This is a genomic window from Agrococcus baldri (assembly GCA_900114805.1).
Classification (GTDB): Bacteria; Actinomycetota; Actinomycetes; order Actinomycetales; family Microbacteriaceae; genus Agrococcus; species Agrococcus baldri.
Map to the genome: position 1 here is coordinate 224,462 of FOZN01000002.1, position 24,098 is coordinate 248,559.

The 24,098-nt window shown below is 72.3% G+C and carries 26 protein-coding genes; 16 read left to right on the forward strand and 10 right to left on the reverse strand.

The annotated features are described in order from the left end of the window. The first annotated feature begins 85 nt into the window (after positions 1-85). Positions 86-1,345: a phosphoribosylamine--glycine ligase gene (gene purD / locus BM288_RS05220; protein WP_092916636.1), complete on the forward strand. Its 1,260-nt coding sequence runs from the start codon at positions 86-88 to the stop codon at positions 1,343-1,345. Further along, positions 1,342-2,220 (forward strand): phosphoribosylaminoimidazolesuccinocarboxamide synthase, encoded by an 879-nt coding sequence (locus tag BM288_RS05225; protein WP_092916638.1) that lies wholly within the window; start codon positions 1,342-1,344, stop codon positions 2,218-2,220. Before purD ends, BM288_RS05225 begins: the two co-directional genes overlap by 4 nt. A gap of 1 nt (position 2,221) precedes the next feature. Here BM288_RS05225 and ypfJ read toward each other — a convergent pair whose 3' ends face one another. Further along, complete coding sequence (gene ypfJ / locus BM288_RS05230; protein ID WP_092916640.1) at positions 2,222-3,130, reverse strand: KPN_02809 family neutral zinc metallopeptidase; 909 nt, start codon at positions 3,128-3,130, stop codon at positions 2,222-2,224. Between the two features lie 142 nt (positions 3,131-3,272). Between ypfJ and purS the strand changes: the two genes are divergently transcribed. The 7 genes from purS (at position 3,273) to BM288_RS05265 (ending at position 8,845) form a co-directional block, all read left to right on the forward strand. Then, positions 3,273-3,539: a phosphoribosylformylglycinamidine synthase subunit PurS gene (gene purS / locus BM288_RS05235; RefSeq protein ID WP_092916642.1), complete on the forward strand. Its 267-nt coding sequence runs from the start codon at positions 3,273-3,275 to the stop codon at positions 3,537-3,539. Continuing rightward, positions 3,536-4,225 carry a phosphoribosylformylglycinamidine synthase subunit PurQ gene (gene purQ / locus BM288_RS05240; RefSeq protein ID WP_092916644.1) on the forward strand — a complete coding sequence of 230 codons (690 nt, stop codon included), beginning with the start codon at positions 3,536-3,538 and terminating at the stop codon, positions 4,223-4,225. Before purS ends, purQ begins: the two co-directional genes overlap by 4 nt. A gap of 22 nt (positions 4,226-4,247) precedes the next feature. Then, positions 4,248-4,742 carry a DUF3817 domain-containing protein gene (locus BM288_RS05245; RefSeq protein WP_092916646.1) on the forward strand — a complete coding sequence of 165 codons (495 nt, stop codon included), beginning with the start codon at positions 4,248-4,250 and terminating at the stop codon, positions 4,740-4,742. Positions 4,743-4,869: 127 nt separating this feature from the next. Further along, entirely contained in the window at positions 4,870-7,149 is a 2,280-nt protein-coding gene (purL, locus tag BM288_RS05250) for a phosphoribosylformylglycinamidine synthase subunit PurL (protein WP_318255349.1), read from the forward strand. A gap of 117 nt (positions 7,150-7,266) precedes the next feature. Continuing rightward, positions 7,267-7,701 (forward strand): DUF1761 domain-containing protein, encoded by a 435-nt coding sequence (locus BM288_RS05255; RefSeq protein WP_092916650.1) that lies wholly within the window; start codon positions 7,267-7,269, stop codon positions 7,699-7,701. Next, positions 7,698-8,192 carry an SRPBCC family protein gene (locus tag BM288_RS05260; protein WP_092916652.1) on the forward strand — a complete coding sequence of 165 codons (495 nt, stop codon included), beginning with the start codon at positions 7,698-7,700 and terminating at the stop codon, positions 8,190-8,192. Before BM288_RS05255 ends, BM288_RS05260 begins: the two co-directional genes overlap by 4 nt. 59 nt (positions 8,193-8,251) lie before the next feature. Next, on the forward strand, positions 8,252-8,845 hold the full coding sequence (locus tag BM288_RS05265) for an NINE protein (protein ID WP_092916654.1): 594 nt from the start codon (positions 8,252-8,254) through the stop codon (positions 8,843-8,845). Positions 8,846-8,848: 3 nt separating this feature from the next. Here BM288_RS05265 and BM288_RS05270 read toward each other — a convergent pair whose 3' ends face one another. After that, positions 8,849-9,139, reverse strand: a complete 291-nt coding sequence (locus BM288_RS05270) for a chorismate mutase (protein WP_092916656.1) — start codon at positions 9,137-9,139, stop codon at positions 8,849-8,851. Between the two features lie 124 nt (positions 9,140-9,263). Here BM288_RS05270 and BM288_RS05275 point away from each other — a divergent pair, with 124 nt between their 5' ends. Continuing rightward, positions 9,264-10,952 (forward strand): ATP-binding cassette domain-containing protein, encoded by a 1,689-nt coding sequence (locus tag BM288_RS05275; RefSeq protein ID WP_092916658.1) that lies wholly within the window; start codon positions 9,264-9,266, stop codon positions 10,950-10,952. A gap of 3 nt (positions 10,953-10,955) precedes the next feature. Here the strand turns inward: BM288_RS05275 and BM288_RS05280 are convergent, their stop codons facing one another. Then, on the reverse strand, positions 10,956-11,591 hold the full coding sequence (locus tag BM288_RS05280; RefSeq protein ID WP_092916661.1) for a GNAT family N-acetyltransferase: 636 nt from the start codon (positions 11,589-11,591) through the stop codon (positions 10,956-10,958). A gap of 57 nt (positions 11,592-11,648) precedes the next feature. Between BM288_RS05280 and BM288_RS05285 the strand changes: the two genes are divergently transcribed. From BM288_RS05285 to BM288_RS05300, 4 genes are all read left to right on the forward strand, one after another. Next, the gene (locus BM288_RS05285) at positions 11,649-12,284 is read left to right on the forward strand and encodes a maleylpyruvate isomerase N-terminal domain-containing protein (protein ID WP_177220259.1); all 636 of its coding nucleotides are present in this window, start codon (positions 11,649-11,651) and stop codon (positions 12,282-12,284) included. Between the two features lie 77 nt (positions 12,285-12,361). Beyond that, entirely contained in the window at positions 12,362-13,714 is a 1,353-nt protein-coding gene (gdhA, locus tag BM288_RS05290) for an NADP-specific glutamate dehydrogenase (RefSeq protein WP_318255421.1), read from the forward strand. Positions 13,715-13,834: 120 nt separating this feature from the next. Next, positions 13,835-14,566 (forward strand): DUF899 family protein, encoded by a 732-nt coding sequence (locus BM288_RS05295; RefSeq protein WP_092916665.1) that lies wholly within the window; start codon positions 13,835-13,837, stop codon positions 14,564-14,566. A gap of 106 nt (positions 14,567-14,672) precedes the next feature. After that, entirely contained in the window at positions 14,673-15,083 is a 411-nt protein-coding gene (locus tag BM288_RS05300; protein WP_092916667.1) for a VOC family protein, read from the forward strand. Between the two features lie 56 nt (positions 15,084-15,139). On the opposite strand, the gene BM288_RS05305 is transcribed toward BM288_RS05300, so the two are convergent. The 5 genes from BM288_RS05305 to BM288_RS05325 all read right to left on the reverse strand — a co-directional run bounded on the left by BM288_RS05305 (position 15,140) and on the right by BM288_RS05325 (position 20,682). Continuing rightward, positions 15,140-16,132 carry a MerR family transcriptional regulator gene (locus tag BM288_RS05305; RefSeq protein WP_092916669.1) on the reverse strand — a complete coding sequence of 331 codons (993 nt, stop codon included), beginning with the start codon at positions 16,130-16,132 and terminating at the stop codon, positions 15,140-15,142. Then, positions 16,132-16,911: a HEAT repeat domain-containing protein gene (locus BM288_RS05310; RefSeq protein ID WP_143103027.1), complete on the reverse strand. Its 780-nt coding sequence runs from the start codon at positions 16,909-16,911 to the stop codon at positions 16,132-16,134. Before BM288_RS05310 ends, BM288_RS05305 begins: the two co-directional genes overlap by 1 nt. Positions 16,912-17,042: 131 nt before the next feature. Next, the gene (locus BM288_RS05315; RefSeq protein ID WP_092916671.1) at positions 17,043-18,329 is read right to left on the reverse strand and encodes an adenylosuccinate synthase; all 1,287 of its coding nucleotides are present in this window, start codon (positions 18,327-18,329) and stop codon (positions 17,043-17,045) included. Positions 18,330-18,430: 101 nt separating this feature from the next. Continuing rightward, a complete protein-coding gene (locus BM288_RS05320) occupies positions 18,431-19,324 on the reverse strand; it encodes a CoA transferase (protein WP_092916673.1) in 894 nt (297 codons plus the stop codon). Then, complete coding sequence (locus tag BM288_RS05325; protein ID WP_092916675.1) at positions 19,321-20,682, reverse strand: TIGR01777 family oxidoreductase; 1,362 nt, start codon at positions 20,680-20,682, stop codon at positions 19,321-19,323. Before BM288_RS05325 ends, BM288_RS05320 begins: the two co-directional genes overlap by 4 nt. A gap of 261 nt (positions 20,683-20,943) precedes the next feature. Here BM288_RS05325 and BM288_RS05330 point away from each other — a divergent pair, with 261 nt between their 5' ends. Then, complete coding sequence (locus BM288_RS05330; protein WP_092916677.1) at positions 20,944-21,435, forward strand: FBP domain-containing protein; 492 nt, start codon at positions 20,944-20,946, stop codon at positions 21,433-21,435. An 83-nt stretch (positions 21,436-21,518) separates the two neighbouring features. On the opposite strand, the gene BM288_RS05335 is transcribed toward BM288_RS05330, so the two are convergent. Next, entirely contained in the window at positions 21,519-22,001 is a 483-nt protein-coding gene (locus tag BM288_RS05335; protein WP_092916679.1) for an SRPBCC family protein, read from the reverse strand. Positions 22,002-22,037: 36 nt separating this feature from the next. After that, positions 22,038-22,481, reverse strand: a complete 444-nt coding sequence (locus BM288_RS05340) for an SRPBCC family protein (RefSeq protein WP_177220260.1) — start codon at positions 22,479-22,481, stop codon at positions 22,038-22,040. A gap of 164 nt (positions 22,482-22,645) precedes the next feature. Between BM288_RS05340 and argG the strand changes: the two genes are divergently transcribed. Further along, the gene (argG, locus tag BM288_RS05345) at positions 22,646-24,067 is read left to right on the forward strand and encodes an argininosuccinate synthase (protein WP_092916683.1); all 1,422 of its coding nucleotides are present in this window, start codon (positions 22,646-22,648) and stop codon (positions 24,065-24,067) included. The last annotated feature ends 31 nt before the right edge of the window (positions 24,068-24,098 follow it).

A 24,098-nucleotide genomic window follows, 5' to 3' on the forward strand; every position in this document is an offset into this window, starting at 1 on the left:
AGCCATCGGGTGATGCGGGGTGGCTCATAGGCGATCCATCCGAGCTGGCGGCCCGGCCGTCCCGCATCGTTCATAGACTGGGCCGGTGCGAATCCTGGTTCTCGGCAGCGGCGCGCGCGAGCACGCCATCATCGCGGCACTCCTGGCGGAGGGCGGTCACGACATCACCGCAGCGCCGGGCAACGCCGGCATCAAGCGCGACGTCGAGACGGTGCGGCTCGACATCAAGTCGCCGCAGCTCGTCACCGAGCTCGCCACCGAGGGCGGCTTCGACCTGGTCGTGATCGGCCCGGAGGCGCCGCTGGTGGCGGGGGTGGCGGATGCGCTGCAGAAGGCGGGCGTGCCGGTCTTCGGACCGACGCAGGCGGCCGCGCGCATCGAGGGCTCGAAGTCGTTCGCGAAGGAGGTCATGGCGCGCGCCGGCGTGCCCACCGGCATCGACACCACGGCCACGACCATGGACGAGGTGCGGGCTGCGCTCGACGCCTCCAAGCCCCCGTTCGTGCTGAAGGCCGACGGGCTCGCCGCCGGCAAGGGCGTCATCGTCACCGCGGACCGCGAGGCGGCCGAGGCGCACGCCGAGGCCTTCCTGCCCGACGGCCCGCTGCTGATCGAGGAGTACCTGGCCGGGCCCGAGGTGAGCCTGTTCGTGCTCACCGACGGCGAATCGGTCGTGCCGCTCGCCCCCGCGCAGGACTACAAGCGGCTCGGCGACGGCGACGCCGGCCCGAACACCGGCGGCATGGGCGCATACTCGCCGCTGCCGTGGCTCGCCGAGCGATTCGGCAGCGAGCAGGCCTTCGTCGACGAGGTGGTCGAGTCGGTCGCGAAGCCGACGATCCGCGCGATGGCCGAGGCCGGCACGCCCTTCGCCGGGCTGCTCTACTGCGGCCTGATCGTGACGAAGTCGGGCGTGAAGGTGATCGAGTTCAACGCCCGCTTCGGCGACCCCGAGACGCAGGTGGTGCTGCCGCGCATCGAGTCAGGTCTGGCGGATGCGCTGCTGGCGGCCGCGAACGGCACCCTCGGCACCGCCGCGCCACTGGTGTGGCGCGACTCGGCGGCGGTGACGGTGGTGCTCGCGAGCGAGGGCTACCCGGCCGAGCCGGTCACCGGCCGCCTGATCGCCGGCGTGGACGCCGCAGCCGCCGTGGACGGCGTGCAGGTGCTGCACGCCGCGACCGGCGAGGGCGAGCAGGGGCTGACCGCCACGGGCGGCCGGGTGCTCAACGTCGTCGGCACGGGCGCGACGCTCGCCCAGGCTCGCGAGCGCGCCTACGAGGCGCTCGGCAAGATCGAGCTGCTCGGTGGCCAGGCGCGCACCGACATCGCGGCCGGGGCATGAGCTCGGCGGAGGCGGGTCTCGAGCTGCCCGGCTGGAGCCTCGCCTACAGCGGCAAGGTGCGCGACCTCTACGTCGCCGAGGGGCAGTCGCTCGAGAGCGCGCCCGAGATGCTGATGGTCGCCTCCGATCGCGTCTCGGCTTTCGACCAGGTGCTCGAGCCGGCCATCCCCGGCAAGGGCGCCCTGCTGACCTCGCTGTCGCTGTGGTGGACGGAGCGGCTCGGCCTGCCCTCGCAGCTCGCGCCCGACGCCGATGCCCGCACCCCCGCATCCGTCGCCGATCGGGCGATGCTCGTGCGCACCCTCGACATGCTGCCGATCGAGTGCGTCGTGCGCGGCCGCGTCACCGGCTCGGGGCTGAAGGAGTACCAGCAGGTCGGCTCGATCTCGGGCGTCGAGCTGCCCGCGGGCCTGGCCGACGGCGTCGAGCTGCCCGAGCCGATCTACACGCCCGCATGGAAGGCGCCGCAGGGCGAGCACGACGAGAACGTCTCGTTCGAGCGCACCGTCGAGCTGGTCGGGCGGGAGGACGCCGAGGCGATCCGCGAGCTGAGCCTGTCGGTCTACCGGCGGGCCGCCGTCATCGCCGCTGAGGCGGGGCTCGTGCTGGCCGACACGAAGTTCGAGTTCGGCCGCGACCGGGTGACGGGCGAGCTGCTGCTCGCCGATGAGGTGCTCACCTCGGACTCGTCGCGCTACTGGGATGCGGCGGCGCTGGCCCAGGGCCGCGTCGAGTCGTTCGACAAGCAGATCGTGCGCGACTGGCTGGCCGACAACTGGGCGGGCGAGGGCGAGGCTCCCGCGCTGCCGCCGGCGATCGTCGAGCGCACGGCCGCCCGCTACGGCGAGCTGCTGGAGCGGCTCACCGCCGACTGACTCAGACCTGCGGCGCGTTCCAGGTGTCGCAGGCGCCGACGCCGCCGTTGAAGCCGTTCGAGAGCCACGTCTGGCGCTGCTCGCTCGAGCCGTGCGTCCAGCCGTCGGGGTTCACGCCGCCGCCGCCCATCTGCTGCAGCCGGTCGTCGCCGATGGTTCGCGCGGCGTCGAGCGCCTGCTGCATCTGCTCTTCGGTGACCGCTTCGATCACGGGCGCGCTGCCGTCGTCGTCGGCGGTCTGCGGTGCGGCGGCGATCCAAGCGCCGGCATAGCAGTCGGCCTGCAGCTCGCTGCGCACGGCCGACGACTGCGGCCCGGTGTCGCCCTGCTGCACGCGGCCGAGTTGGCCGGTGACGTTCTGGATGTGGTGGCCCCACTCGTGCGCGAGCACGTACATCTCCGCCAGGTTGCCGCCCTGAGCGCCGAACTGGTCGCGCATCTGTGCGAAGAAGGTCTCGTCGAGGTAGATGCGCTGGTCGGGCGGGCAGTAGAACGGGCCGACCGCGCTCGTGGCGTCGCCGCAGCCGGTCGAGACCTGCCGGTCGAACAGCTGCACGGTGGGATCGGCGTACTCCAGCTCGTTCGACTGCATAGTGGCCGTCCAGAAGGCCGACATCGAGTCGGCCCCGCCCTCCATGCGGCAGGTGACGTTGGCCGGGTCGTTGGCGTCGGCGCCGGTGCAGCCGGTCACCTCTTCAGACCCCTGCGACTGCTCCTGCGACTGCGGCTGGATGGGGTCGCCGGGCGCGAGCCCCGTGAGGTCGACGCCGAAGATCATCGAGACGATCACGAGGATCACCGTGATGATGCCGCCACCGCCGACCGCGATCGTGCCGCCGCCGATGCCGCCGCCACCGCCGCCCTTGCTGACCGCGCTGGTGTCGAAGTTCGCGTCGCCCCTGAACGTCATGGCAGAACACTAGCCCGCCGCGCGGGGCAGCACCCGGGCATCGCCGCGACCCCGCGCGCGGACGCGACGCGCGCATCCGCCGACCGCGTCCTTCCGTAGACTGGTGGTGCACCCCCATCCACTCATTCGCAGGGAGCGACCCATGGCCCTCATCGTCGTCGACGTCATGCCCAAGGCAGAGATCCTCGATCCGCAGGGCAAGGCCGTCTCGCGCGCCCTCGCCCGGCTCGGCCACGAGGCCGTCGGCGACGTGCGCGTGGGCAAGCGCTTCGAGCTGCGCATCGACGGCGACGTGACGGATGCGCTGCTCGAGCAGGTGCGCACGGTCGCCGACGAGGTGCTCGCGAACACCGTGATCGAGGACGTCGTCGGCGTGCACGTGGTCGACGAGGCGGAGGTCGGCAAGTGAAGGTCGGTGTCATCACCTTCCCGGGCACGCTCGACGACCGGGACGCGCAGCGGGCCGTGCGGCTCGCGGGCCACGAGCCGGTGGCGCTCTGGCACGGCGAGCACGACCTGCACGGCGTCGACGCGCTCGTGCTTCCGGGCGGCTTCTCCTACGGCGACTACCTGCGCTGCGGCGCGATCGCCGCACTCTCGCCGATCATGACGGAGGTCGTCGACGCGGCGAACAGGGGCATGCCCGTGCTGGGCATCTGCAACGGCTTCCAGATGCTGGCCGAGGCGCACCTGCTGCCCGGCGGCCTGGTGCGCAACGAGACCGGCCTGTTCGTGCGCCGCGACCAGCGCCTGCGCGTCGAGCGCACCGACACCGCCTGGACGAACCGCTTCGACGAGGGCCAGGAGATCGTCATCCCGCTGAAGAACGGCGAGGGCCGCTTCGTCGCGACGCCCGAGGAGGTCGAGCGCCTCGAGGGCGAGGGCCTCGTCGCGTTCCGCTACCTGGGCGAGAACCCGAACGGCTCGATCGACGACATCGCCGGGCTGTCGAACGCCGCCGGCAACGTGGTGGGCCTCATGCCGCACCCCGAGCACGCGGTCGAGCTCGGCTTCGGCCCGACGACCACGCGCATGAAGGCCGGCCTCGACGGGCTGGAGATCTTCAAGAGCGCGCTGGAGGCCGTGGCGGCCTGAGGCCCAGATGTAGACTGGCTACATGACAGACGCCTCGCGCACCACCTCGTCCCGCCTCGCTCCGAAGCGGATCTACCGCTTCCTCGCGATCGCCGAGGCCGTCACCTGGACGCTGCTGATCATCGCGATCATCGCGAAGTACGCCTTCCAGCTCGACACGCTCGTGCCGATCGCCGGGCCGATCCACGGCTTCGTCTTCCTCTCCTACGGCGCGATGCAGCTCGTGGTCGGCCACAACCAGCGCTGGAGCGCGGGCACCGTGCTGCTGGGCATCGTGACGGCGATCGTGCCGTACGCGACGATCCCGTGGGAGCGCCGCCTCGAGCGCCGCGGGATGCTCGAGGGCGACTGGCGCATGCAGGCCACCGACGATCCCCGCGACCAGCGCCCGATCGACCGGCTCTTCCGCTGGGCGATCAACCACGCGGTGCTGCTGGTGATCGCCGTGGTGATCCTGGTCGCGATCGTCTTCTTCCTGCTGCTGCAGGCGGGCCCGCCCACCGAGTGGTTCGCCTGACCCCGAGCTCGCCCACGACGGGGTCGCCGCGGCAGCCGCTCGGCATCGCGCGCTCGCATCCGCCCCCTGAACGGGCGCGCGAGCCTCGATAGGATCGACGCATCCCCCGAGTCGTCTGAGGAGACCCGTGACCAAGACCCCCCGTGACACCGTCGAGGTCGCCGCATCGACCCCCGAGCGCGAGCAGCCCTTCGCGGCGCTCGGCCTGAAGCCCGACGAGTACGAGCGGATCCGCACGATCCTCGGGCGCCGCCCCACGAGCGCCGAGCTCGCGATGTACTCGGTGATGTGGAGCGAGCACTGCTCCTACAAGTCGTCGAAGACGCACCTGCGCCGGTTCGGCGAGAAGGTCACCCCCGAGATGCGGGAGCGGCTGATGGTCGGCATGGGCCAGAACGCCGGCGTCATCGACGCCGGCGAGGGCTGGGCCGTCACCTTCAAGATCGAGTCGCACAACCACCCCTCGTTCGTCGAGCCCTTCCAGGGCGCGGCCACCGGCGTCGGCGGCATCGTACGCGACATCATCTCGATGGGCGCGCGCCCGGTCGCGGTGATGGATGCGCTGCGCTTCGGCGAGATCGACCACCCCGACACCGCTCGGGTCGTGCACGGCGTCGTGGGCGGCATCTCCTTCTACGGCAACTGCCTCGGCCTGCCCAACATCGGCGGCGAGACGGTCTTCGACGCCGTCTACCAGGGCAACCCGCTCGTGAACGCGCTCGCTGTCGGCGTGCTGCGGCATGAGGATCTGCACCTCGCGAACGCCACCGGCGTCGGCAACAAGGTCGTGCTCTTCGGCGCCCGCACCGGCGGCGACGGCATCGGCGGCGCCTCCATCCTCGCGTCAGAGTCGTTCGACGACGAGGGCCCCGCCAAGCGCCCGGCCGTGCAGGTCGGCGACCCCTTCGCCGAGAAGGTGCTCATCGAGTGCTGCCTCGAGCTCTACGCCGCGGGCGTGGTCGAGGGCATCCAGGATCTGGGCGCCGCCGGCATCTCCTGCGCGACCAGCGAGCTGGCCGCCAACGGCGACTCCGGCATGCAGGTCGAGCTCGACCACGTGCTGCTGCGCGACCCGACGCTCACGGCCGAGGAGATCCTCATGTCGGAGTCGCAGGAGCGCATGATGGGCATCGTCAGCCCTGAGAAGCTCGACGAGTTCCTGGCGATCACGGCCAAGTGGGATGTCGAGACGAGCGTGCTGGGAGAGGTCACCCGCGACGGCCGCCTGGTCATCACGCACTCAGGCGAGACGATCGTCGACGTCGACCCGAAGACGGTCGCGATCGACTCCCCCGTCTACGACCGCCCGATGGAGCGCCCGATCTGGCAGGACGCGCTGCAGGCCGACACCGCCGCCGCGCTGCCGCGCGTGAGCGGCGCGGCCCTCGGCGACCAGCTGCGCACCCTCACCGGCACCCCGAACCTGGCCGACGCATCCTGGATCACCGACCAGTACGACGACTACGTGCTCGGCAACACGGCGCTGTCGATGCCCGACGACGCCGGCATGGTGCGCATCGACGAGGAGTCGGGGCTCGGCTTCGCCGTCTCGGTCGACGCGAACGGCCGCTACTGCCAGCTCGACCCGCGCGAGGGGGCGAAGGCGGCACTGGCCGAGTCGTACCGCAACGTCGCCGTCACCGGCGCGACGCCGGTGGGCATCAGCGACTGCCTGAACTTCGGCAATCCCGAGATCCCCGCGGTCATGTGGCAGTTCGCCGAGGCGGTCGACGGCCTGGCAGACGGATGCGTCGAGCTCGGCATCCCGGTCACCGGCGGCAACGTCTCGTTCTACAACCAGACCGGCGAGACGCAGATCCACCCGACGCCCGTCGTCGGCGTGCTGGGCCTGATCGACGACGTCGACAGGCGGATCCCCTCTGGCTGGCAGGACGACGGGCAGGCGCTGTTCCTGCTCGGCACCACCCGCGACGAGCTCGACGGCTCCGCGTGGGCCGGCGCCATCCACGACCACCTCGGCGGCGTCCCGCCGCGCGTCGACCTGGCGGCCGAGAAGCGGCTCGCCGGCCTCATGCAGGGCATCGCCTTCGAAGGCCTCGCCACCGCCGCGCACGACCTCTCGGAGGGCGGGCTCGGCATGGCCGTCGTCGAGGCATCGCTGCGCTTCGGCATCGGCGCGCGCATCTGGCTCTCAGGCCTCACCGAGCGCGATGGCATCGACGAGACCGCTGCGCTCTTCTCCGAGTCGGGCGCCCGCGCGATCGTCGCCGTGGCCCGCGAGGACGAGGTGAAGTTCAGCGGCATGTGCGAGGCGCGCGGCGTACCCGTGCTGCGCATCGGCGTCACCGACGCGACCAGCGCCACGGTCGAGATCCAGGACGTCGCGACGCTCTCGCTCGACGAGCTGCGTGCGGCGAACCGGGCACCGCTGGCCCGCTTCGCCTGACCCGACCGGATTCTCAACGTGTGAGGTGCGCGTCCAGCGCACTGTGTGCGGCGGAGCGACACCTCACACGTTGAGATCGGACGCCATGGCGTGCAGTGTCCAATCTATGCTTCAGCCATGGAGCTCACCGTGCCCGCCATCAACATCTGGGCCGTCCTGCTCGCGACGGTCGCCGCGATGCTGGTCGGCTTCGTCTACTACCACCCGAAGGTGCTCGGCGCCTCGTGGATGAAGGCGATCGGCCATACCGACGAGACGGTCGGCAGCGGGCCGAAGCCGTGGGTGTACCCGCTGATCATCGTGTGCGCGTTCGCGACCGCCTGGGTGCTCGCCGGCGCCGCCTGGCTCTCGCAGGAGTTCTACGGCGGCAGCTTCCTGCTCAACACCCTCATCACCGCCTGGATCCTCTTCGTCGGCTTCACCCTCGCGCGCGTGGTCGTGCACGACGCCTTCGACCCGCGCGGCTTCCGCGTCACCGGCCACACCGCCCTCAACGAGCTGCTCGTGATCACCGCGATGGCGCTGGTCATCGGCGTCTGGCCGCCGGCATGAGCGATATCGCGCTGACGCTCGAGCGCTCGATCGATGCGTCGACGGATGCGGTGTGGCGCGTCATCACCGACCTGGAGGGCTCCGAGGCGGTGCTGTCGGGTGTGAGCCGCATCGAGCGGCTCGCGGGCATGGGCTGGTCGATCGGCACCCGCTGGCGGGAGACGCGGAAGGCGATGGGCGGCGAGTCGACGGAGGAGATGGAGGTCGTCGGCATCGACGAGGGGCGCTCGACCATGATCGCGGCCGAAGCCCACGGCCTGGCGTACCGCACCGAGTTCACGCTCGAGCCGCTCGCCGGCGGGAAGGGCGCCGGCGGCACCGCCGAGTCGGAGGGCACGCTGCTGCGGATGCGCTTCAGCGGCAGCTATGTCTCGCCGTCGTGGCTGCAGCGGGCGATGGCGAAGCTGACCTCCGGCATCGGCATGTCGGTGACGCGGAAGATGATGCAGCAGGATCTCGACGACATCGCGGCGGCCGCCGAGCGCGCCTGAGGCTCAGGGCTCGCCGAAGCGGTTCCGCCGCCGGCAAGCGCCGTCATACAGTGGACGACGTGAGCGATCCCCAGCCCGATGCCCCCGGCTGGCACGACGACCCCGACGGCAGGCGCCGCTGGTGGAGCGGCACCCACTGGGGCGCCTACGCACCCTGGGCCGAGCCGAGCGAGGTGGCGCAGCCGGAGGCGCGGCCGGAGCGGCCGACGCTCGACCGCTCGCTGACCTTCGACCCGACTGTCGGCGGGCGGGCCAAGCGTGCCAACGGCGGCGACGACGAGCGCCCGGTGCGCGGCACCGGGCCGCTGCCGCGCCCGGCCGCCGGCGGCGGCGCACCGGGGCGGCCGATCGCCTGGGAGGGTGCCGCCGCGCAGCCCACCGGCCGCCCGTCGAAGCAGATGGCGACCGCCTACGTGCTGCTGATCGCGCTCGGCCTGCTGGGCGCGCACCGCTACTACCTCGGCAGGCTCGGCTCGGGCATCGTGCAGATGATGCTGTCGTTCGCCGCCGCCGCCGCAGTGGTCGTGCAGACCGGCGACAGCGCCGCGCCCCTGTGGCTGCTGGCGGTGCCGGCGGCGGCCGCGATCTGGTGGATCAGCGACCTCTTCCGCACCGCCGCGATGGTGCGCGAGCACAACCGCCGCGCGCACTGACCGCTAGTCGCTGCCCGCGATCCGCTCGTGGTGGTGGATGACCTCGGCGATCACGAAGTTCAGGAACTTCTCGGCGAACTCGGGGTCGAGATCGGCGTCCTCCGCCAGCCGCCGCAGCCGCGCGATCTGCTCGCGCTCGCGCGCCGGATCGCTCGGCGGCATCCCGTGCTCGGCCTTTAGCTCGCCCACCGACTGCGTCAGCTTGAAGCGCTCGGCGAGCGTGTGGAGCAGCACCGCGTCGACGTTGTCGATCGAGCGCCGGTAGCGCTGCAGCTGCTCCTCGGGGGTGGCCATGCCTCCAGCCTAGAACGCTCGCTGATCCGCGGCGGTCGCGCCGGGTCTTTCGCCGCCGCAGTGCTAGCCTGATCGGCTCGTCCCCCACGGGTGCCCGTGCCGCGGCCCAGCGGCGGTGAGAACCATGCCGCACCTGCACATCGACCAGGTCGCCTTCGCACTGCCGGATGGCGAACCGCTGCTCGACGACGTCTCGTTCCACGTCACGGCAGGAACGACCACCGCACTCATCGGCGAGAACGGCGCGGGGAAGACAACGCTGCTGCGCATCGTTCGCGGTGAGCTCCCGGCGCTCTCGGGCGTCGTGCACCGCGACGGCGCCCTCGGCGTGATGGACCAGCTCGTCGGCGTCGGCCAGCCCGGGCTCACGGTCGCCGGCCTGCTCGGCTCGGTCGCGCCCGCGCGCATCCGCACCGTGCTGCAGCAGCTCGAGCAGGCCGAGGACGCCGCGATCGAGCGCGACGACGAGGCCTCCCACATCGGCTACGCGACAGCGATCGCCGAGTACGCGGAGGCGGGCGGCTACGACGAGGAGGTGCGCTTCGACGAATGCACGGTCGCGGCGCTCGGCATCCCCTTCGAACGAGCCCGGCACCGGTCGGTGGACTCGCTCTCCGGCGGCGAGCAGAAGCGGCTCGTGCTCGAGTACCTGCTGCGCAGCGAGCACGAGGTGCTGGTGCTCGACGAGCCCGACAACTACCTCGACGTGCCCGCGAAGCGCTGGCTCGAGGATGCGCTGCGCTCGACGCGCAAGGCGGTGCTGCTCGTCTCGCACGACCGGGCGCTGCTGGCCGCTGCGGCCGACCGGATCGTCACCCTCGAGCGCGGCGCCGCGGGCAGCACCGCGTGGGTGCACGGCGGCGGCTTCGGCGACTACCGGCGGGCGCGCGAGGCGCGGTTCGAGCGGCTCGACGAGCTGCGGCGCCGGTGGGACGAGGAGCACGCGAAGCTGCGGCGTCTCGTCGAGGCGATGAAGGCCAAGGCCTCGGCGAACGACGGCTTCGCGTCGCGCTACCAGGCGGCCCGCACCCGCCTGCGCCGCTTCGAGGACGCGGGCGCGCCGGAGGCCCGTCCGCCCGACCAGCACGTCACGATGCGGTTGCGCGGATCGCGCACGGGCAAGCGCTCCGTGGTCGCCGAGCGCCTCGAGCTCACGGGCCTCATGCAGCCGTTCGACGCGGAGCTCTGGCTCGGCGACCGGGTGGCGGTGCTCGGCTCCAACGGCTCGGGCAAGTCGCACTTCCTGCGGCTGCTCGCCCGCGGCGGCTCCGATCCCGATCCGACGCTCGGCCACGTCAGCGAGCCCGGGTCCCGGCTCGAGCCGGTGCCGCACACCGGCGTCGCGCGCCTGGGTGCGCGGGTGGTGCCGGGCCTGTTCGCGCAGCGGCACGAGCATCCCGAGCACGTCGGGCGCACCCTGCTCGAGCTCCTCGCCCGCGGCGACGGCGACCGGCAGGGCATGGGTCGCGAGGCTGCCTCGTCGGCGCTCGACCGCTACGGCCTCGTGCGGCAGGCGCAGCAGCGCTTCGAGGAGCTCTCCGGCGGCCAGCAGGCGCGGCTGCAGATCCTGCTGCTCGAGCTCTCGGGCGCCACGCTGCTGCTGCTCGACGAGCCGACCGACAACCTCGACCTGTTCTCGGCCGAGGCGCTGCAGGACGCGCTCGAGCGCTTCGAGGGCACCGTGGTCGCCGTCACGCACGACCGCTGGTTCGCGGAGCGCTTCGACCGGTTCCTGATCTTCGGCGCCGACGGCGAGGTGCGCGAGAGCGAGCAGCCCGTGTGGCACGAGGGGCGCGTGCGGCGAGAGCGCTGACGCTCAGCCGCGCACCGCCAGCCGCGCCTCGAGCCCGAGCCGCACGGCGGGCCACTCGGAGGCGACGATCGAGTAGACGACGGTGTCGCGCAGCTGCCCGCGATGCAGCACGTGGCTGCGCAGCACGCCATCCTGCTTCGCGCCCAGCCGCTCGATCGCGTCGCGCGACTGCCGGTTGTGGAAGTGCGTGCGGAACTCCACCGCGACGCAGCCGAGCCGGTCGAACGCCCGCTCCAGCAGCAGCAGCTTCATCGCCGCGTTCACGCCCGTGCCCTGCGCCGCCACCGCCAGCCAGGTCGAGCCGATCTCGAGCCGCGGCGTCGCCGCGTCGATGTGCATGTAGGTGGTCATGCCGACCGCGCGCCCGTCGACGACGATCGCCCACGGCACCATCGCGCCGACGTCGCGCAGACCGATCCGTCGCTCGATCTCCGCCAGCATGACGGCCTCGTCGGGCTCCGGCACCGAGGTGTACCAGGCGCGCTGCCACAGCTCGCCGCCCGCCGCCGCGGCGACGAGGTCGCCCGTGTGCGAGGCCGCGAGCGGCTCGAGGGTGACGAGCGGATGCGTCAGCACGGGTTGGTCGAGGATGCCGAGGGTCTCGGGGTGGTCGACGCTGCCCGGTCGGTCGCTGCTCATGCGCCCATTGTGCTCGCCGACTGGCGGGCCGGGGCGCCCCAATGCGACGATGCCGGGGTGATCGTGCACTTCAAGCTGGCCGCCCTCGAGCTCTGCACCCTGGTCGACCGCGTGCCGCTCGAGCGCCTCGACGGGCCGGGCCTGGGCGAATGGAGCCTGCGCGAGCTGATCGGCCACGCCTCGCGCGCGATCAGCACGGTCACCGACTACCTGGCGGCACCGGAGCCCGCGGCGGCCACGGTGCAGTCGGCGAGCGAGTACCTCGAGGTGGTGCTGCGACGCCAGGGCGACGACGAGGCGATCGCGCTGCGGGGCAAGGCCGCCGCCCAGCAGCTCGGTGCCGACCTGCCGGACGCCCTCGCCCGACTCGCGAGCGCCGCCATCGCGGCGGTCGATGCCGCCGACCCTGAGCGGCGCATCGCGATCGGCACGGCGTCGACCGCCGGCGTCGGCGTCGCCATGCCGCTGGAGGAGTACCTGCGCACGCGCGTGTTCGAGCTCACCGTGCACGGCATCGACATCGCCGACGCGGCGGGCCTCGAATGGACGCCGCCGACGGCGCACCTGATCGACGCGCTGCACCTGGCCGCGGTGAACGCATCCGCTCGTCACCGCGGCGTCGAGGCGCTGCGGATCCTCACCGGCCGGCGCCCGGACATCGGGCTCGCGGGCGTCATGGCGGCGGGCGGCTGAGCGCAAGAAAGCGACGCGTACGCACGAAAACGCCGTCGCGGTAGGATCGACCGTTGTCTGACACCACCAGGAGGCCGATGTTGACGCAGCTCCACCCGCACCTCACGCCCGTCTTCGAGGACGTGCTGCACAGGAACCCCGGCGAATCGGAGTTCCACCAGGCCGTCTTCGAGGTGCTGGAGAGCCTGGGGCCGGTGGTCGCCAAGCGGCCGGACTACGTGGACGCGCAGATCCTGAACCGCATCGTCGAGCCGGAGCGGCAGATCATCTTCCGCGTGCCGTGGGTGGATGACCAGGGCACCGTGCAGATCAACCGCGGCTTCCGCGTGCAGTTCAACTCGGCGCTGGGCCCGTACAAGGGCGGCCTGCGCTTCCACCCGAGCGTCTACCTCGGCATCGTGAAGTTCCTCGGCTTCGAGCAGATCTTCAAGAACTCCCTCACCGGCCTGCCGATCGGCGGCGGCAAGGGCGGCAGCGACTTCGACCCCAAGGGCAAGTCCGACGGCGAGATCATGCGCTTCTGCCAGTCGTTCATGACCGAGCTCTCGCGTCACATCGGCCAGTACACCGACGTGCCCGCCGGTGACATCGGCGTCGGCGGTCGCGAGCTGGGCTACATGTTCGGGCAGTGGAAGCGGCTGACGAACAACTACGAGTCGGGCGTGCTCACCGGCAAGGGCCTCACGTGGGGCGGCTCGCAGGTGCGCAAGGAGGCGACCGGCTACGGCACGGTCTACTTCCTCGACGAGGTGCTCAAGGAGCGCGGCGAGTCCTTCGAGGGTAAGCGGGTCGTCGTCTCGGGTTCGGGCAACGTGGCGATCTACGCCATCGAGAAGGTGCACCAGCTGGGCGGCACCGTCATCGCCGCCAGCGACTCCTCCGGCTTCATCGTCGACGAGGCCGGCATCGACCTGGAGCTGCTCAAGGACATCAAGGAGGTGCGCCGTGCGCGCATCTCGGAGTACGTCGAGCGCCGGCCGGGCTCGACGTTCTCGTCGAACGGGCACACCATCTGGAGCGTGCCGTGCGACATCGCCGTGCCGTGCGCGACGCAGAACGAGCTCGACGAGGATGACGCCGCGACGCTGATCGCGAACGGCTGCACACTCGTCGGCGAGGGCGCCAACATGCCCACCACGCAGGGCGCGGCCAGGCTCTTCAGCGAGGCGGGCGTGACGTTCGCGCCGGGCAAGGCCGTGAACGCCGGCGGCGTCGCCACCAGCGCGCTGGAGATGCAGCAGAACGCCTCGCGCGACTCGTGGACCTTCGAGCACACGGACGAGCGGCTGGGCGAGATCATGCGGGGCGTGCACGACCTCTGCTACGAGACCGCCGAGGAGTACGGCCGCCCGGGCGACTACGTCGCGGGCGCCAACATCGCCGGCTTCAACCGCGTCGCCGACGCGATGCTGGCGCTCGGCGTCATCTGACCCGATCTCAACGTGTCGGGTGCACGCTCGCCGCAATTATTGCGGCAGCTGCGCACCTGACACGTTGAAATTTCGGGCGGCGGGGTTCCGCGGTGATGTGAACGGCGTTAACATCGCGGCATGACGCTGACCGATGAGAGTGTGCCCGCGCCCCCGATCGTCGACCGCGACGCGTGGCTGCGCGAGCGCGAGGCGCTGCTGGCGCGCGAGAAGGCCCATACCCGCGAGGGCGATGCGATCGCCGCCGCCAGGCGGCGGCTGCCGATGACCGAGGTGCCGAGCGTCGAGCTCGTCGGCGAGCACGGCACGGTGCGGCTGCTCGAGCTCTTCGACGGCCGCCCGCAGCTCGTGCTGTACAAGCACATGTGGCACGACGGGCAGCCGATCGAGGGCCAGTGCGAGGGCTGCACCGCGACGATCTGGGACTTCCACGACGCCTCGTACCCCAACGCCCGCGGCATCTCGTTCGCCGTGCTCAGCAGGGGGCCGATCGACGAGCTCGCGCCCTTCCGCGCGTTCATGGGCTACACGCATCCGTGGTTCTCGAACCGCGAGGTCGACGACCCGCTGCTCGGGCCCGAGACCGAGGGCGCCTACGTGGCGCTGCTGCGCCGGGGCGAGCGCATCTTCGCGACCAACTGGATCACCGGTCGCGGCGTCGAGGCGATGATGAGCTCGATGGCGATCGCCGACATGACCGCCTACGGCCGGCGCGAGGCGTGGGAGGATTCCCCCGCCGGCTGGCCGCAGGATGCGACCTTCACCGCCTGGCGCACGGATGGACGCCCGACGCCGCAGTGGAGCCGGCCGGGTGCGACGCCGGTCGACGCATCCGCGCACCACCACCACTGACCGTCAGCACTGACAGTCGTCACTGACTGCCCCCACAGGCTGCCACCAGTGACTGCCGACTCCGACTGCCGCGACCGACGACACGCACCGACGAAAGGCTCGACCCATGACAGCGATGTCCATCTACATCTGGTTCCCCGGCACCGCCCGCGAGGCGCTCACCTTCTACCAGGGGGTCTTCGGCGGCGAGCTCGAGCTGCACACGCTCGCCGACATGGGTCGCACGGACGGCCCGGCGGATGCGATCGGGCACGGCATGCTCGTCGGCCCCGTGAGCTTCTACGGCACCGACGCGGTCGGCGACGACGAGCCGCTCGACATGCGGGGCGCGAGCGTCGCGCTGCTCGGCACCGCCGATCCGGAGACGCTCACGCGCTGGTACGAGGCGCTCTGCGAGGGCGGCACGGTGCTGGATGCGCTGCAGGAGCGCCCGTGGGGCGCGAGCGACGGCCAGGTGGTCGACCGCTTCGGCCTGCGCTGGCTGATCGGCTTCGAGCACGGCGCGTCAGGTCAGTAGTCGCAGCGCTTCGAGCACGCCGCGACAGCGCAGCGCAGCGCTTCGAGCACGCCGCGTCAGCCGAGGAGCCGCAGCGCCGCCCTCGCGGTCATCGCCACGCCGGGCTCGTCGTCGCCCGCGAGCCGCCGAAGAGCGGCAGTCGCGACAGGTCCCGGCAGCTCGATGAGCGCCTGCGCGATGCGCCGGCGCACCTCAGGCCCGGCGCCCTCCAGCCGCGCGACCAGGTGACGGATGCTGGGCTCGGGTCCCGTGGCCTCGGCGAGGCTCGCGAGCGCCTCGGCCGCATCCACGTCGCGCTCACCCTCGACGACCATGGCGACCAGCACCGGCTCGGCGGCGTGGTCGCCGCGGCCAGCCAGCGCGAGCGCCGCGCGACCGCGCACCACCGGGTCGGCGTCCTCGAGCGCGACCCGCAGGGTCGCATCCGCCCCCGGTCCCCGCAGGTCGGCGAGCGCATCCACCGCCCGGCGCCGCACCTCGAGCTCTGCCGATGCGAGCGCTGCGGCGAGCGGCGGCAGCGCGGCCGCCGCATCGCCCGCCGCGAGCGCCCAGCGCAGCGTGCCGGCCACGTTCTGCTCCTGTTCGCCGAGGACCGCCTCGGCCAGCGCGATGCCGCCGAGCGTGCCGCCGGTGCCCGCGTCGAGCGCCGCTCGCTGGCGATCGAGCGGCTGCTCGGACCCGAGGCCCCGCAGCAGGCTGACGATCTGCAGCGCGCCCTCCCAATCGGTGGAGCCGGCCTGCTCGATGCCGCGCAGCCGTGCGAGCAGCTGGCGCTCGTGCGCGATGCGCGCCTCGGCCTGCGCGATCAGCCGCGGCACCAGCGCCGCGGGCGAGGAGCGCTCGTCATCGAGCAGCGCGCCGATCTCGCCGAGCGAGAGCCCGAGGGTGCGCAGCGCTTCGACCCGCAGCAGCCGCTCGACATCAGCTCGCGCATACTCGCGGTAGCCGCCGCTCGTGCGCGCGGAGGGCACGACGAGACCGAGCCGGTCGTAGTGGCGCAGCATGCGGCTGCTGACCCCCGAGCGGCGGGCGACCTCGCCGATCAGCATCAGCCGGCACCGACCGCAGAGCCTGGCCGGTGCACGTCCTCCGGCGTCGGTTCGGCTCCCGTGTCGACCGGCTGCGGCGCATCGCGGCGGATGACTGCCCGCGTGGCCTCCTCGAGATGGCCGGCGAAGCTGCTGTCGGGGTCGCGCAGCAGCGCCAGGGTCGCGACGGCGTGCACCCGCACCCGCTCCTTCCCGGCGGCGGCAGCCTCCTCGAGCGCGGGGACCGCGGCGTCACCCAGTTCGACGAGCGCACGGCTGAGGCTGCGCTGCACCTCCGCATCGCCGCGGCCGAGCTCGGCGATCAGGTGCGCTGCCAGCCGCGCCTCCTCGCCCGCCGGCACCAGCGTCACCGCCGCGCGCCACGCGGCGCGCGCCACCTCGGCGTCGGCGTCGTGCAGCAGCGCCGCCTCGAGCGCCGGCCAGCTCGACGGCTCGCCGAGCTTCGACAGCGTGTGCAGGGCCTGCGCCCGGGCCTGCGCGACCGGCGATGCCAGCTCGGCCTCCACCAGTGGCAGCGTGGCGGTCGCCGGATGCCGCGTGACCGCCCAGGTGAGCATGTCGCGCACGTAGAAGTCGGGCTCCGCGCCGAAGCGGGCGATCAGCGCGCCCAGCCGCGAATCGTCGGGGTAGGTGCCGGCGGTCAGCGCCGCCTGCAGCCGCACCGACGAATCCCCGTGGGTCAGTGCGGCGTGCAGGCCGGCCCCTCCGGCGGCGCGCTGCACGTCATGCGCGCTGTGGTGCGAGCTTTCGGGCTGGCTGTCCTGCTGGGTCGTGGGCATGGGGAGCACCTCCTGCAGCACAGCCTGCACCTTGTCACCGTGTCACAGTCAAGGACGAGGGCGAGCCTGCCCGCCTGCGCGCCCCGGCGCATCCGCCCGTCTTCTGATGCCGAACGGGGCGCGGCGGTGCATCAGTCGATCAGGTCGTGCACCTGCACGATGGCCTCGCGGTCGGCGCCCACGCCGATCGCCGAGATGCGCGAGCCCGAGCGCTCCTCGAGGAAGCGCACGTAGGCCTGCGCATTCGCGGGCAGGTCCGAGAGCTCGCGGGCACCGGTGATGTCCTCGCTCCAGCCGGGCAGGTTCTCGTAGATCGGCTTCGCGTGGTGGAAGTCGGACTGCGAGACGGGCATCTCGTCGAAGCGCTCGCCGTCGACCTCGTAGGCGACGCACACCGGGATCTGCTCGATGCCGGTGAGCACATCGAGCTTCGTGAGCACGATGTCGGTGAGGCCGTTGATGCGCGAGGCGTAGCGGGTGATGATGGTGTCGTTCCAGCCGCAGCGGCGCGGGCGGCCGGTGGTGGTGCCGAACTCGAAGCCCTGCTTGCGCAGCAGCTCGCCCCACTCGTCGAACAGCTCGGTCGGGAACGGGCCGGCGCCGACGCGCGTCGTGTAGGCCTTGACGATGCCGATGACCCGGTCGAGGCGCGACGGCGCGACGCCCGAGCCGAGCGCTGCGCCGGCGGACGTGGCGGTCGAGGAGGTCACGAACGGGTAGGTGCCGTGGTCGATGTCGAGCATCGTCGCCTGGCCGGCCTCGAACACGACAGTCTGCCCGGCATCCAGCGCGCGCGAGAGCTCGAGCCCCGTGTCGCCCACCATCGGGCGGATGCGCTCGACGTAGGAGGTGAGGTCGTCGAAGATCTCGTCGCAGGTGACCGCGCGGCGGTTGTAGACCTTCGTGAGCATGTGGTTCTTGACGTCGAGGGCGCCCTCGATCTTCTGCCGCAGGATGGACTCGTCGAAGAGATCCTGGATGCGGATGCCGACGCGGTTGATCTTGTCGGCGTACGTCGGGCCGATGCCCCGCCCGGTGGTGCCGATCGAGCGCTTGCCGAGGAAGCGCTCGGTCACCTTGTCGAGCGTGCGGTGGTAGTCGGTGATGACGTGCGCGTTCGCGGAGATGCGCAGCTTCGACACATCGACGCCACGCGCCGAGAGGGCCTCGAGCTCGTCGAAGAGCACCTCGAGGTCGATGACCACGCCGTTGCCGATCACGGGCGTGACACCCTCGGTGAGGATGCCGGAGGGCAGCAGGTGCAGCGCGTACTTCTCGTCGCCGACGACGACCGTGTGCCCTGCGTTGTTGCCGCCGTTGAACTTGACGACGTAGTCGGTGCGGCTGCCGAGCAGATCGGTGGCCTTGCCCTTGCCCTCGTCGCCCCACTGGGCGCCGACGATGACGATTCCTGGCATGGAGCTTCCCTTCGACGGGTTCGCGTACACCCGAGTCTATCGAGCGGCGCCCGCGCGCCCGGACCGCCGGGCCGCCCGCTGCCGGGCCGTGCGGCACGCGATCAGCGCTCTGCGGCCGCTCGGCTGGTCCGCACCGCGGCGAGCGGCAGGTCGTGGGCTCGCGCCCACGCCTCCCACGCCTCGGCGGTCCTGGTGCAGAAGGACTCGGCGAGCGCGCGCCCGAGGCGGGGCGGGTCGGCGGCGACGTCCTCGAGCTCGAGCAGCTGCACCAGGCGGGCGCTGAAGTGCGGCTCGAGCGCAGCGAGCGCGACGTGCCCCTCCGATGCCGGGTACACGGCGTAGAGCGGATGCGCACCGCCCAGCGGCCCGTGCGCGCCGGTGAGCCCGTGCTGGAGCGGCATCGCCAGCTGCTCGGCCGCGGCGGCGATCGCGACCTCGATGCGGGCCCCGGCGCCGTCGCGGCTGCGGGCGAGCAGGGTCGCGAGCACCGCCGTCGACGCCTGCTCGGCAGCGGCGAGATCGGCGTAGGGCGCGACCGGCATGCGCTGCGGGTCGAGGAGGCCCGTCGCCGCCTGGTAGGTGAGGTCGTGCCCGGGAACGTCGGCGTCGCCGGCGCCGTGGCCGACGATGTCGACCTGGCAGAGGTGCGCGTGCCGCGCGCTGACGTCTGCGAAGGCGAGCCCGAGCTTCGCGAGCGTGCGAGCGCGATGCGAGGTCAGCAGCACGTCCGCGTCGGCGAGCAGCGCCTCGAGCTCCCGCCGGCCGGCATCCTGCCGGAGATCCAGCGTGAGCAGGCGCTGGCGGACGTGCAGCGCGTCGAAGTAGCTCGGCGCTGCGCCCTGCAGCGGGTCGCCGGCGGGCGGCAGCACCGAGGTCACCGCTGCGCCGAGGGACACGAGCCGTGCGGCCGCGACCGGGCCGGGGAGGTTCACCGCGATCGTGACCACGCGCACGCCCGCCAGCGGGGCGGCGCGCGCTGCATGCTCGGCGGTCACGGCCTGCCGGCCTCGAGTTGACGGCCGAGCTGGTGCCGCAGGGCGTCCTCCAGCTGCGGGTGGCGCCAGCGGTGGCCGAGCGCCGCGAGCTTCGCGGGCAGCACGCGCTGGTCGGCGAGCGCGAGCTCCTGCATGCCCTGGTGGCCGAGCAGCACGCGCGGGCCGAGCGACGGCGTGGGCAGCAGCGCCGGGCGATGCAGCGCCGCGGCGAGCGCGGCCGCGAACTGCCGCTGTCGCACGGGCTCCGGCGCGACCGCGTTGCCCGGTCCCTCGAGGCGATCGTCGGTCAGCGCGCGGGCGTAGATGTCGACCAGGTCGTCGAGCGCGATCCACGACTGCCAGTGCGCACCGCCGGCGAGCGGGCCGCCGAGCCCCGCTGCATAGATGGGCCGCAGCACCTGCAGCATGCCGCCGCGGGCCGCCTGCACCAAGCCTGTGCGCACCTGCACCGCGCGCACGCCGGCGTCGGCTGCCGCGCTGGTCTCCGCCTCCCACTCCTCGACGACCTCCGCGAGGAAGCCGGCGCCGGCACCGCTGCCCTCCGTGAGCAGCGCATCGCCGCGATCGGCGCCGTAGCGGCCGATGGCGGATGCGCTGACGAAGGCCCGCACGCCGCTGGCGGCCGCGAGCTCGGCGAGCCGGGCGGTGGGCCCGATGCGGCTGGAGCGGATGCGGTGGCGGTGCTGGTCGTCGAAGCGGCCGAAGATCGAGGCGCCGGCCAGGTGCACGACGGCGTCGACGCCCTCCAGCAGCTCTGGCGACGGCGCGGCCGGATCCCAGCGCCGCTCGCCCTCCTCGGCCTCGCGGCGGACGAGGCGCACGACCTCGTGCCCGCCGGTGGTGAGGAAGGCAGCCAGGGCGGTGCCGACCAGGCCGCTCGAACCGGTGATCGCGATCGTCATGGGCGCCGACGCGAGCTCGTGATGGCGCGCGATGTCATCGGCGAGCTGCCGGTGGCGGTAGACGAACATGGGGCGCAGCAGCTGCGAGCCGACCGGGGCGTCGACGATGTCGTGCACCCGCGTGCCCTCGCCGCCGGCCACCAGCGTCACGGGCTCGAAGCGGTGCTCGTGGCGCCAGCGCACCGCCGCGAGCGCCGCGGAGTCGAACCCGTCGCCGACGCGCTCGTCGACGAAGGCGCGGCCTTCCCGGTAGCCGCTCGGGTCGTGCTGCGCGGCCCACACCTGGCCGCCCGGCAGGGCGAGCTCGGCCCGTCCGTCGGCGAGCGACGCCGCCTCGCGCCGCACCCTGCCCGGCAGCCACGGCGGCAGCATCCGCTGCAGCGCGCCCGGCCGCGCGTGCCACGCGAAGACCTCGTCGATCGGTGCCTCTATCGTGCTCCAGTGCTGGATGCCCATAGCGCGACCGTACGCCCCGCAGCCGTGTGCTTCGCCGCACGCAGCCTCGCGGGGCATGGCCGGATCCGGTGGGATGACGGATGCGCTGTCGCCCGCGGGCGCGTACGCTGGCCCGGTGCGTGATTCGGTGATGCCCCTCGGGCGTGAGGAGGTCGACGGCGGCAACCCCGTCGTCGGCAGGTGAGCGCTGCTCCCCTCCCCCACCCATCACTCAGCTCGCCGGCAGCGACCTCGCGCCGGCGCAACGGAAGGCCCTTCCTCATGCTCCCCATCGGCGAGCAGCAGCTCCGCGGCGCGTTCGTGAACGCCAGCCGCAAGGAGACATCGCTCATCACCCCGCCAGACAACCTCGACGAGATCGACTGGGCATCGCTCGACTTCCTCGGCTGGCGCGACCAGAAGCTCCCGCGCCGCGCCTACGCGGTCCTCCCCACGCTGGACGGCGATCTCGTCGGCGTGCTGTTCCAGCAGGCCGAGTCTGCACCGCGCGCCCGCGCGCAGTGCAGCTGGTGCCAGGACGTGCAGCTGCCGAACGACGTCGTCTTCCTCAGCGCGAAGCGGGCCGGCCCCGCCGGCCGCAAGGGCGACACGATCGGCACGCTCGTGTGCGAGCGGTTCCAGTGCTCGAAGAACGTGCGGGCGCTGCCCGTGCTCGCCTACGAGGGCTACGACCGCGAGGCGGCGCGCGATCGGCGCATCGACGAGCTGCGGCTGCGGGCTGCGGAGTTCGCGGCGGCCGTCACCCGGCCCTGAGTGCCGGCGCGCCCGGTCGGGCGGCGCGATCCGATGACGGATGCGTCGGCCCGGCCGGGCGCGCGGCGCCTGCGCCCGAGGCGTCAGTTGCCGGAGGCGTCGGTGGGGCGCTCGATGTCGCCCTCCCAGCCGGCGTCGACGGCCGCGTCGGGGGACGTGCCCTCGGCGAGCTCCTTGAACCTCCGCAGGTCGCGGCCGACCTGGAGGTCGTCGATGCCGAGCATCTGCCCGATCTTCTCGACGGCGCCCTGCGGCTGCCAGTCCATCTGCAGCATCACGCGGGTGTGGGCGTCATCGATGCGGTGGAACGTGACGACGCCGGCGTGCGTCTCGCCGTCGACGCTCTGCCACGCGACGCGCTCATCCATGTGCTGCTCGGTGATCTTCGCGTCGAACTCGCGCTCGATGCCTGCGATGGACACCTCCCAGTGCAGCATGTCGTCGCCGTGCTGCGTGACGGACTCGACGCCGCCCATGAATTCCGGGAACCGCTCGAACTGGGTCCAGAGCGAGTAGACGGCGCTGATCGGTGCCTCGACGTCGATGCGGTCGGTGAGTTCAGCCATGGTTGTGCTCCCTACTGTCGTCGGTGTCGCGGCAGACTACGCCGCCTCTTCGAGCGTCCCCTCCACGAACGCCCGCTCCACGAGCGCCCGGAACCGCTGCAGGTCGCAGCGGATGGTGCGCTCGTCGAGCTCGTGCGCGGTCGTGGCGCACGTGGTGGAGCCGCGCGGCGACCAGATCGCGCGCACGGTCATGCACGTGCGCTCGGGCCCGGCGTCCTCGAGGTCGATCCACCAGCCCATCGTGGTCTGGTCGACGCTCACCCAGGCGATGCGCCTATCGGGCACCAGCTCGGTGATCACCGCGTAGAAGACGGGGTCGACGCCCGCGACGGAGACGCGCCAGCGCATCCGCTCCTCGGTCTCCAGATGCACCAGGTCGACACCCGTCATGAACGAGGGGAACTGCCCGACGGCGGTCCACATCTCGAACACCCGATCGCGCGGAGCCGCGATCTCGATGCGCTCATCCACCTGCAGCATGCATCCCCCAACCGTGATCAGAAGTGCCGAATGGGGCACATCACTTTGTACCCCGTTACGCAATCGTGACATGGCGCCCTGCACCCGGCAAGGGGTGTGTCCTGGGAATCCGCCGAACCCGCCGGCGGAACCCGACGCATCCGCCCGACCGTAGGATTGAGGGCATGTCCAAGGTCCTCTCCTCCCTGCCCGTCGGCGAGCGCGTCGGCATCGCCTTCTCGGGCGGTCTCGACACCTCCTGCGCCGTCGCGTGGATGCGCCACAACGGTGCGATCCCCTTCACCTACACCGCCGACATCGGGCAGTACGACGAGCCCGACATCGAGGCGGTCGCGGGCCGCGCCGGCGAGTACGGCGCCGAGGGCGCGAGGCTGGTGGATGCGAAGGACGCGCTGGTCGAGGAGGGCCTGGTCGCGCTCGCCACCGGCGCCTTCCACATCCGCTCCGGCGGCCGCACCTACTTCAACACCACGCCGCTGGGCCGTGCCGTCACCGGCATGCTGCTGGTGCGCGCCATGAAGGAGGACCATGTCGAGATCTGGGGCGACGGCTCGACCTACAAGGGCAATGACATCGAGCGGTTCTACCGCTACGGCCTGATGGCCAATCCGGGCCTGCGCATCTACAAGCCGTGGCTCGACGCGCAGTTCGTCACCGAGCTGGGTGGCCGCAAGGAGATGTCGGAGTGGCTCGTCGAGCACGGCTACCCCTACCGCGACGCCACCGAGAAGGCCTACTCGACCGACGCCAACATCTGGGGCGCGACGCACGAGGCGAAGACGCTCGAGCACCTGGACGAGTCGTTGGAGGTCGTCGAGCCCATCATGGGCGTGAAGTTCTGGGACGAGTCGGTGGCCATCGCGACCGAAGACGTCGCGATCCGCTTCGAGGCCGGCCGCCCGGTGGCGATCAACGGCGTCGAGTTCCCGGATGCGGTGGCGCTGGTCATGGAGGCCAACACCATCGGCGGCCGTCACGGCCTGGGCATGAGCGACCAGATCGAGAACCGCATCATCGAGGCCAAGAGCCGCGGCATCTACGAGGCCCCGGGCATGGCGCTGCTGCACATCGCCTACGAGCGGCTGCTGAACGCCATCCACAACGAGGACACCATCGCGACCTACCACGAGCAGGGCCGCCGCCTGGGGCGCCTCATGTACGAGGGCCGCTGGCTCGACCCGCAGTCGCTCATGCTGCGGGAATCCATCCAGCGCTGGGTGGGCTCGTCGGTCACCGGCGAAGTCGTGCTGCGGCTGCGCCGCGGCGAGGACTACACGATCGTCGACACCCGCGGCGAGGGCTTCTCGTACCACCCCGACAAGCTCTCGATGGAGCGCGTCGGCGACGCCGCGTTCGGGCCCGAGGACCGCATCGGGCAGCTGACGATGCGCAACCTCGACATCGCCGACTCGCGCTCGCGCCTGGAGGGCTACGCGGCCGCCGGGCTCGTGCAGGGCGAGACGGCGAAGCTGCTGGGCGCGCTCGAGGCGGGCCGGGCCGAGGAGATCATGGCCTCGACCGACGAGGACCCCGAGGCGGTCGAGAAGTGGATCGACCGCGCCGCGATGGACCTCGGCACGGACTGACCCCCGACGCGCGACGGGCCGCCGCCGCTCC

Bases quoted from the DNA above. Each gene is read 5' to 3' on its own strand.
- BM288_RS05340 (WP_177220260.1), bottom strand. From the start codon at position 22,481: ATGCTGCAGGTGGATGAGCGCATCGAGATCGCGGCTCCGCGCGATCGG.
- BM288_RS05260 (WP_092916652.1), top strand. From the start codon at position 7,698: ATGAGCGATATCGCGCTGACGCTCGAGCGCTCGATCGATGCGTCGACG.
- BM288_RS05280 (WP_092916661.1), bottom strand. From the start codon at position 11,591: ATGAGCAGCGACCGACCGGGCAGCGTCGACCACCCCGAGACCCTCGGC.
- BM288_RS05295 (WP_092916665.1), top strand. From the start codon at position 13,835: ATGACGCTGACCGATGAGAGTGTGCCCGCGCCCCCGATCGTCGACCGC.
- argG (WP_092916683.1), top strand. From the start codon at position 22,646: ATGTCCAAGGTCCTCTCCTCCCTGCCCGTCGGCGAGCGCGTCGGCATC.
- BM288_RS05335 (WP_092916679.1), bottom strand. From the start codon at position 22,001: ATGGCTGAACTCACCGACCGCATCGACGTCGAGGCACCGATCAGCGCC.
- BM288_RS05255 (WP_092916650.1), top strand. From the start codon at position 7,267: ATGGAGCTCACCGTGCCCGCCATCAACATCTGGGCCGTCCTGCTCGCG.
- BM288_RS05330 (WP_092916677.1), top strand. From the start codon at position 20,944: ATGCTCCCCATCGGCGAGCAGCAGCTCCGCGGCGCGTTCGTGAACGCC.
- BM288_RS05275 (WP_092916658.1), top strand. From the start codon at position 9,264: ATGCCGCACCTGCACATCGACCAGGTCGCCTTCGCACTGCCGGATGGC.
- purS (WP_092916642.1), top strand. From the start codon at position 3,273: ATGGCCCTCATCGTCGTCGACGTCATGCCCAAGGCAGAGATCCTCGAT.
- BM288_RS05305 (WP_092916669.1), bottom strand. From the start codon at position 16,132: ATGCTGATCGGCGAGGTCGCCCGCCGCTCGGGGGTCAGCAGCCGCATG.
- BM288_RS05315 (WP_092916671.1), bottom strand. From the start codon at position 18,329: ATGCCAGGAATCGTCATCGTCGGCGCCCAGTGGGGCGACGAGGGCAAG.
- BM288_RS05245 (WP_092916646.1), top strand. From the start codon at position 4,248: ATGACAGACGCCTCGCGCACCACCTCGTCCCGCCTCGCTCCGAAGCGG.
- gdhA (WP_318255421.1), top strand. From the start codon at position 12,362: ATGTTGACGCAGCTCCACCCGCACCTCACGCCCGTCTTCGAGGACGTG.
- BM288_RS05225 (WP_092916638.1), top strand. From the start codon at position 1,342: ATGAGCTCGGCGGAGGCGGGTCTCGAGCTGCCCGGCTGGAGCCTCGCC.
- BM288_RS05325 (WP_092916675.1), bottom strand. From the start codon at position 20,682: ATGGGCATCCAGCACTGGAGCACGATAGAGGCACCGATCGACGAGGTC.
- BM288_RS05270 (WP_092916656.1), bottom strand. From the start codon at position 9,139: ATGGCCACCCCCGAGGAGCAGCTGCAGCGCTACCGGCGCTCGATCGAC.
- BM288_RS05300 (WP_092916667.1), top strand. From the start codon at position 14,673: ATGACAGCGATGTCCATCTACATCTGGTTCCCCGGCACCGCCCGCGAG.
- ypfJ (WP_092916640.1), bottom strand. From the start codon at position 3,130: ATGACGTTCAGGGGCGACGCGAACTTCGACACCAGCGCGGTCAGCAAG.
- BM288_RS05310 (WP_143103027.1), bottom strand. From the start codon at position 16,911: ATGCCCACGACCCAGCAGGACAGCCAGCCCGAAAGCTCGCACCACAGC.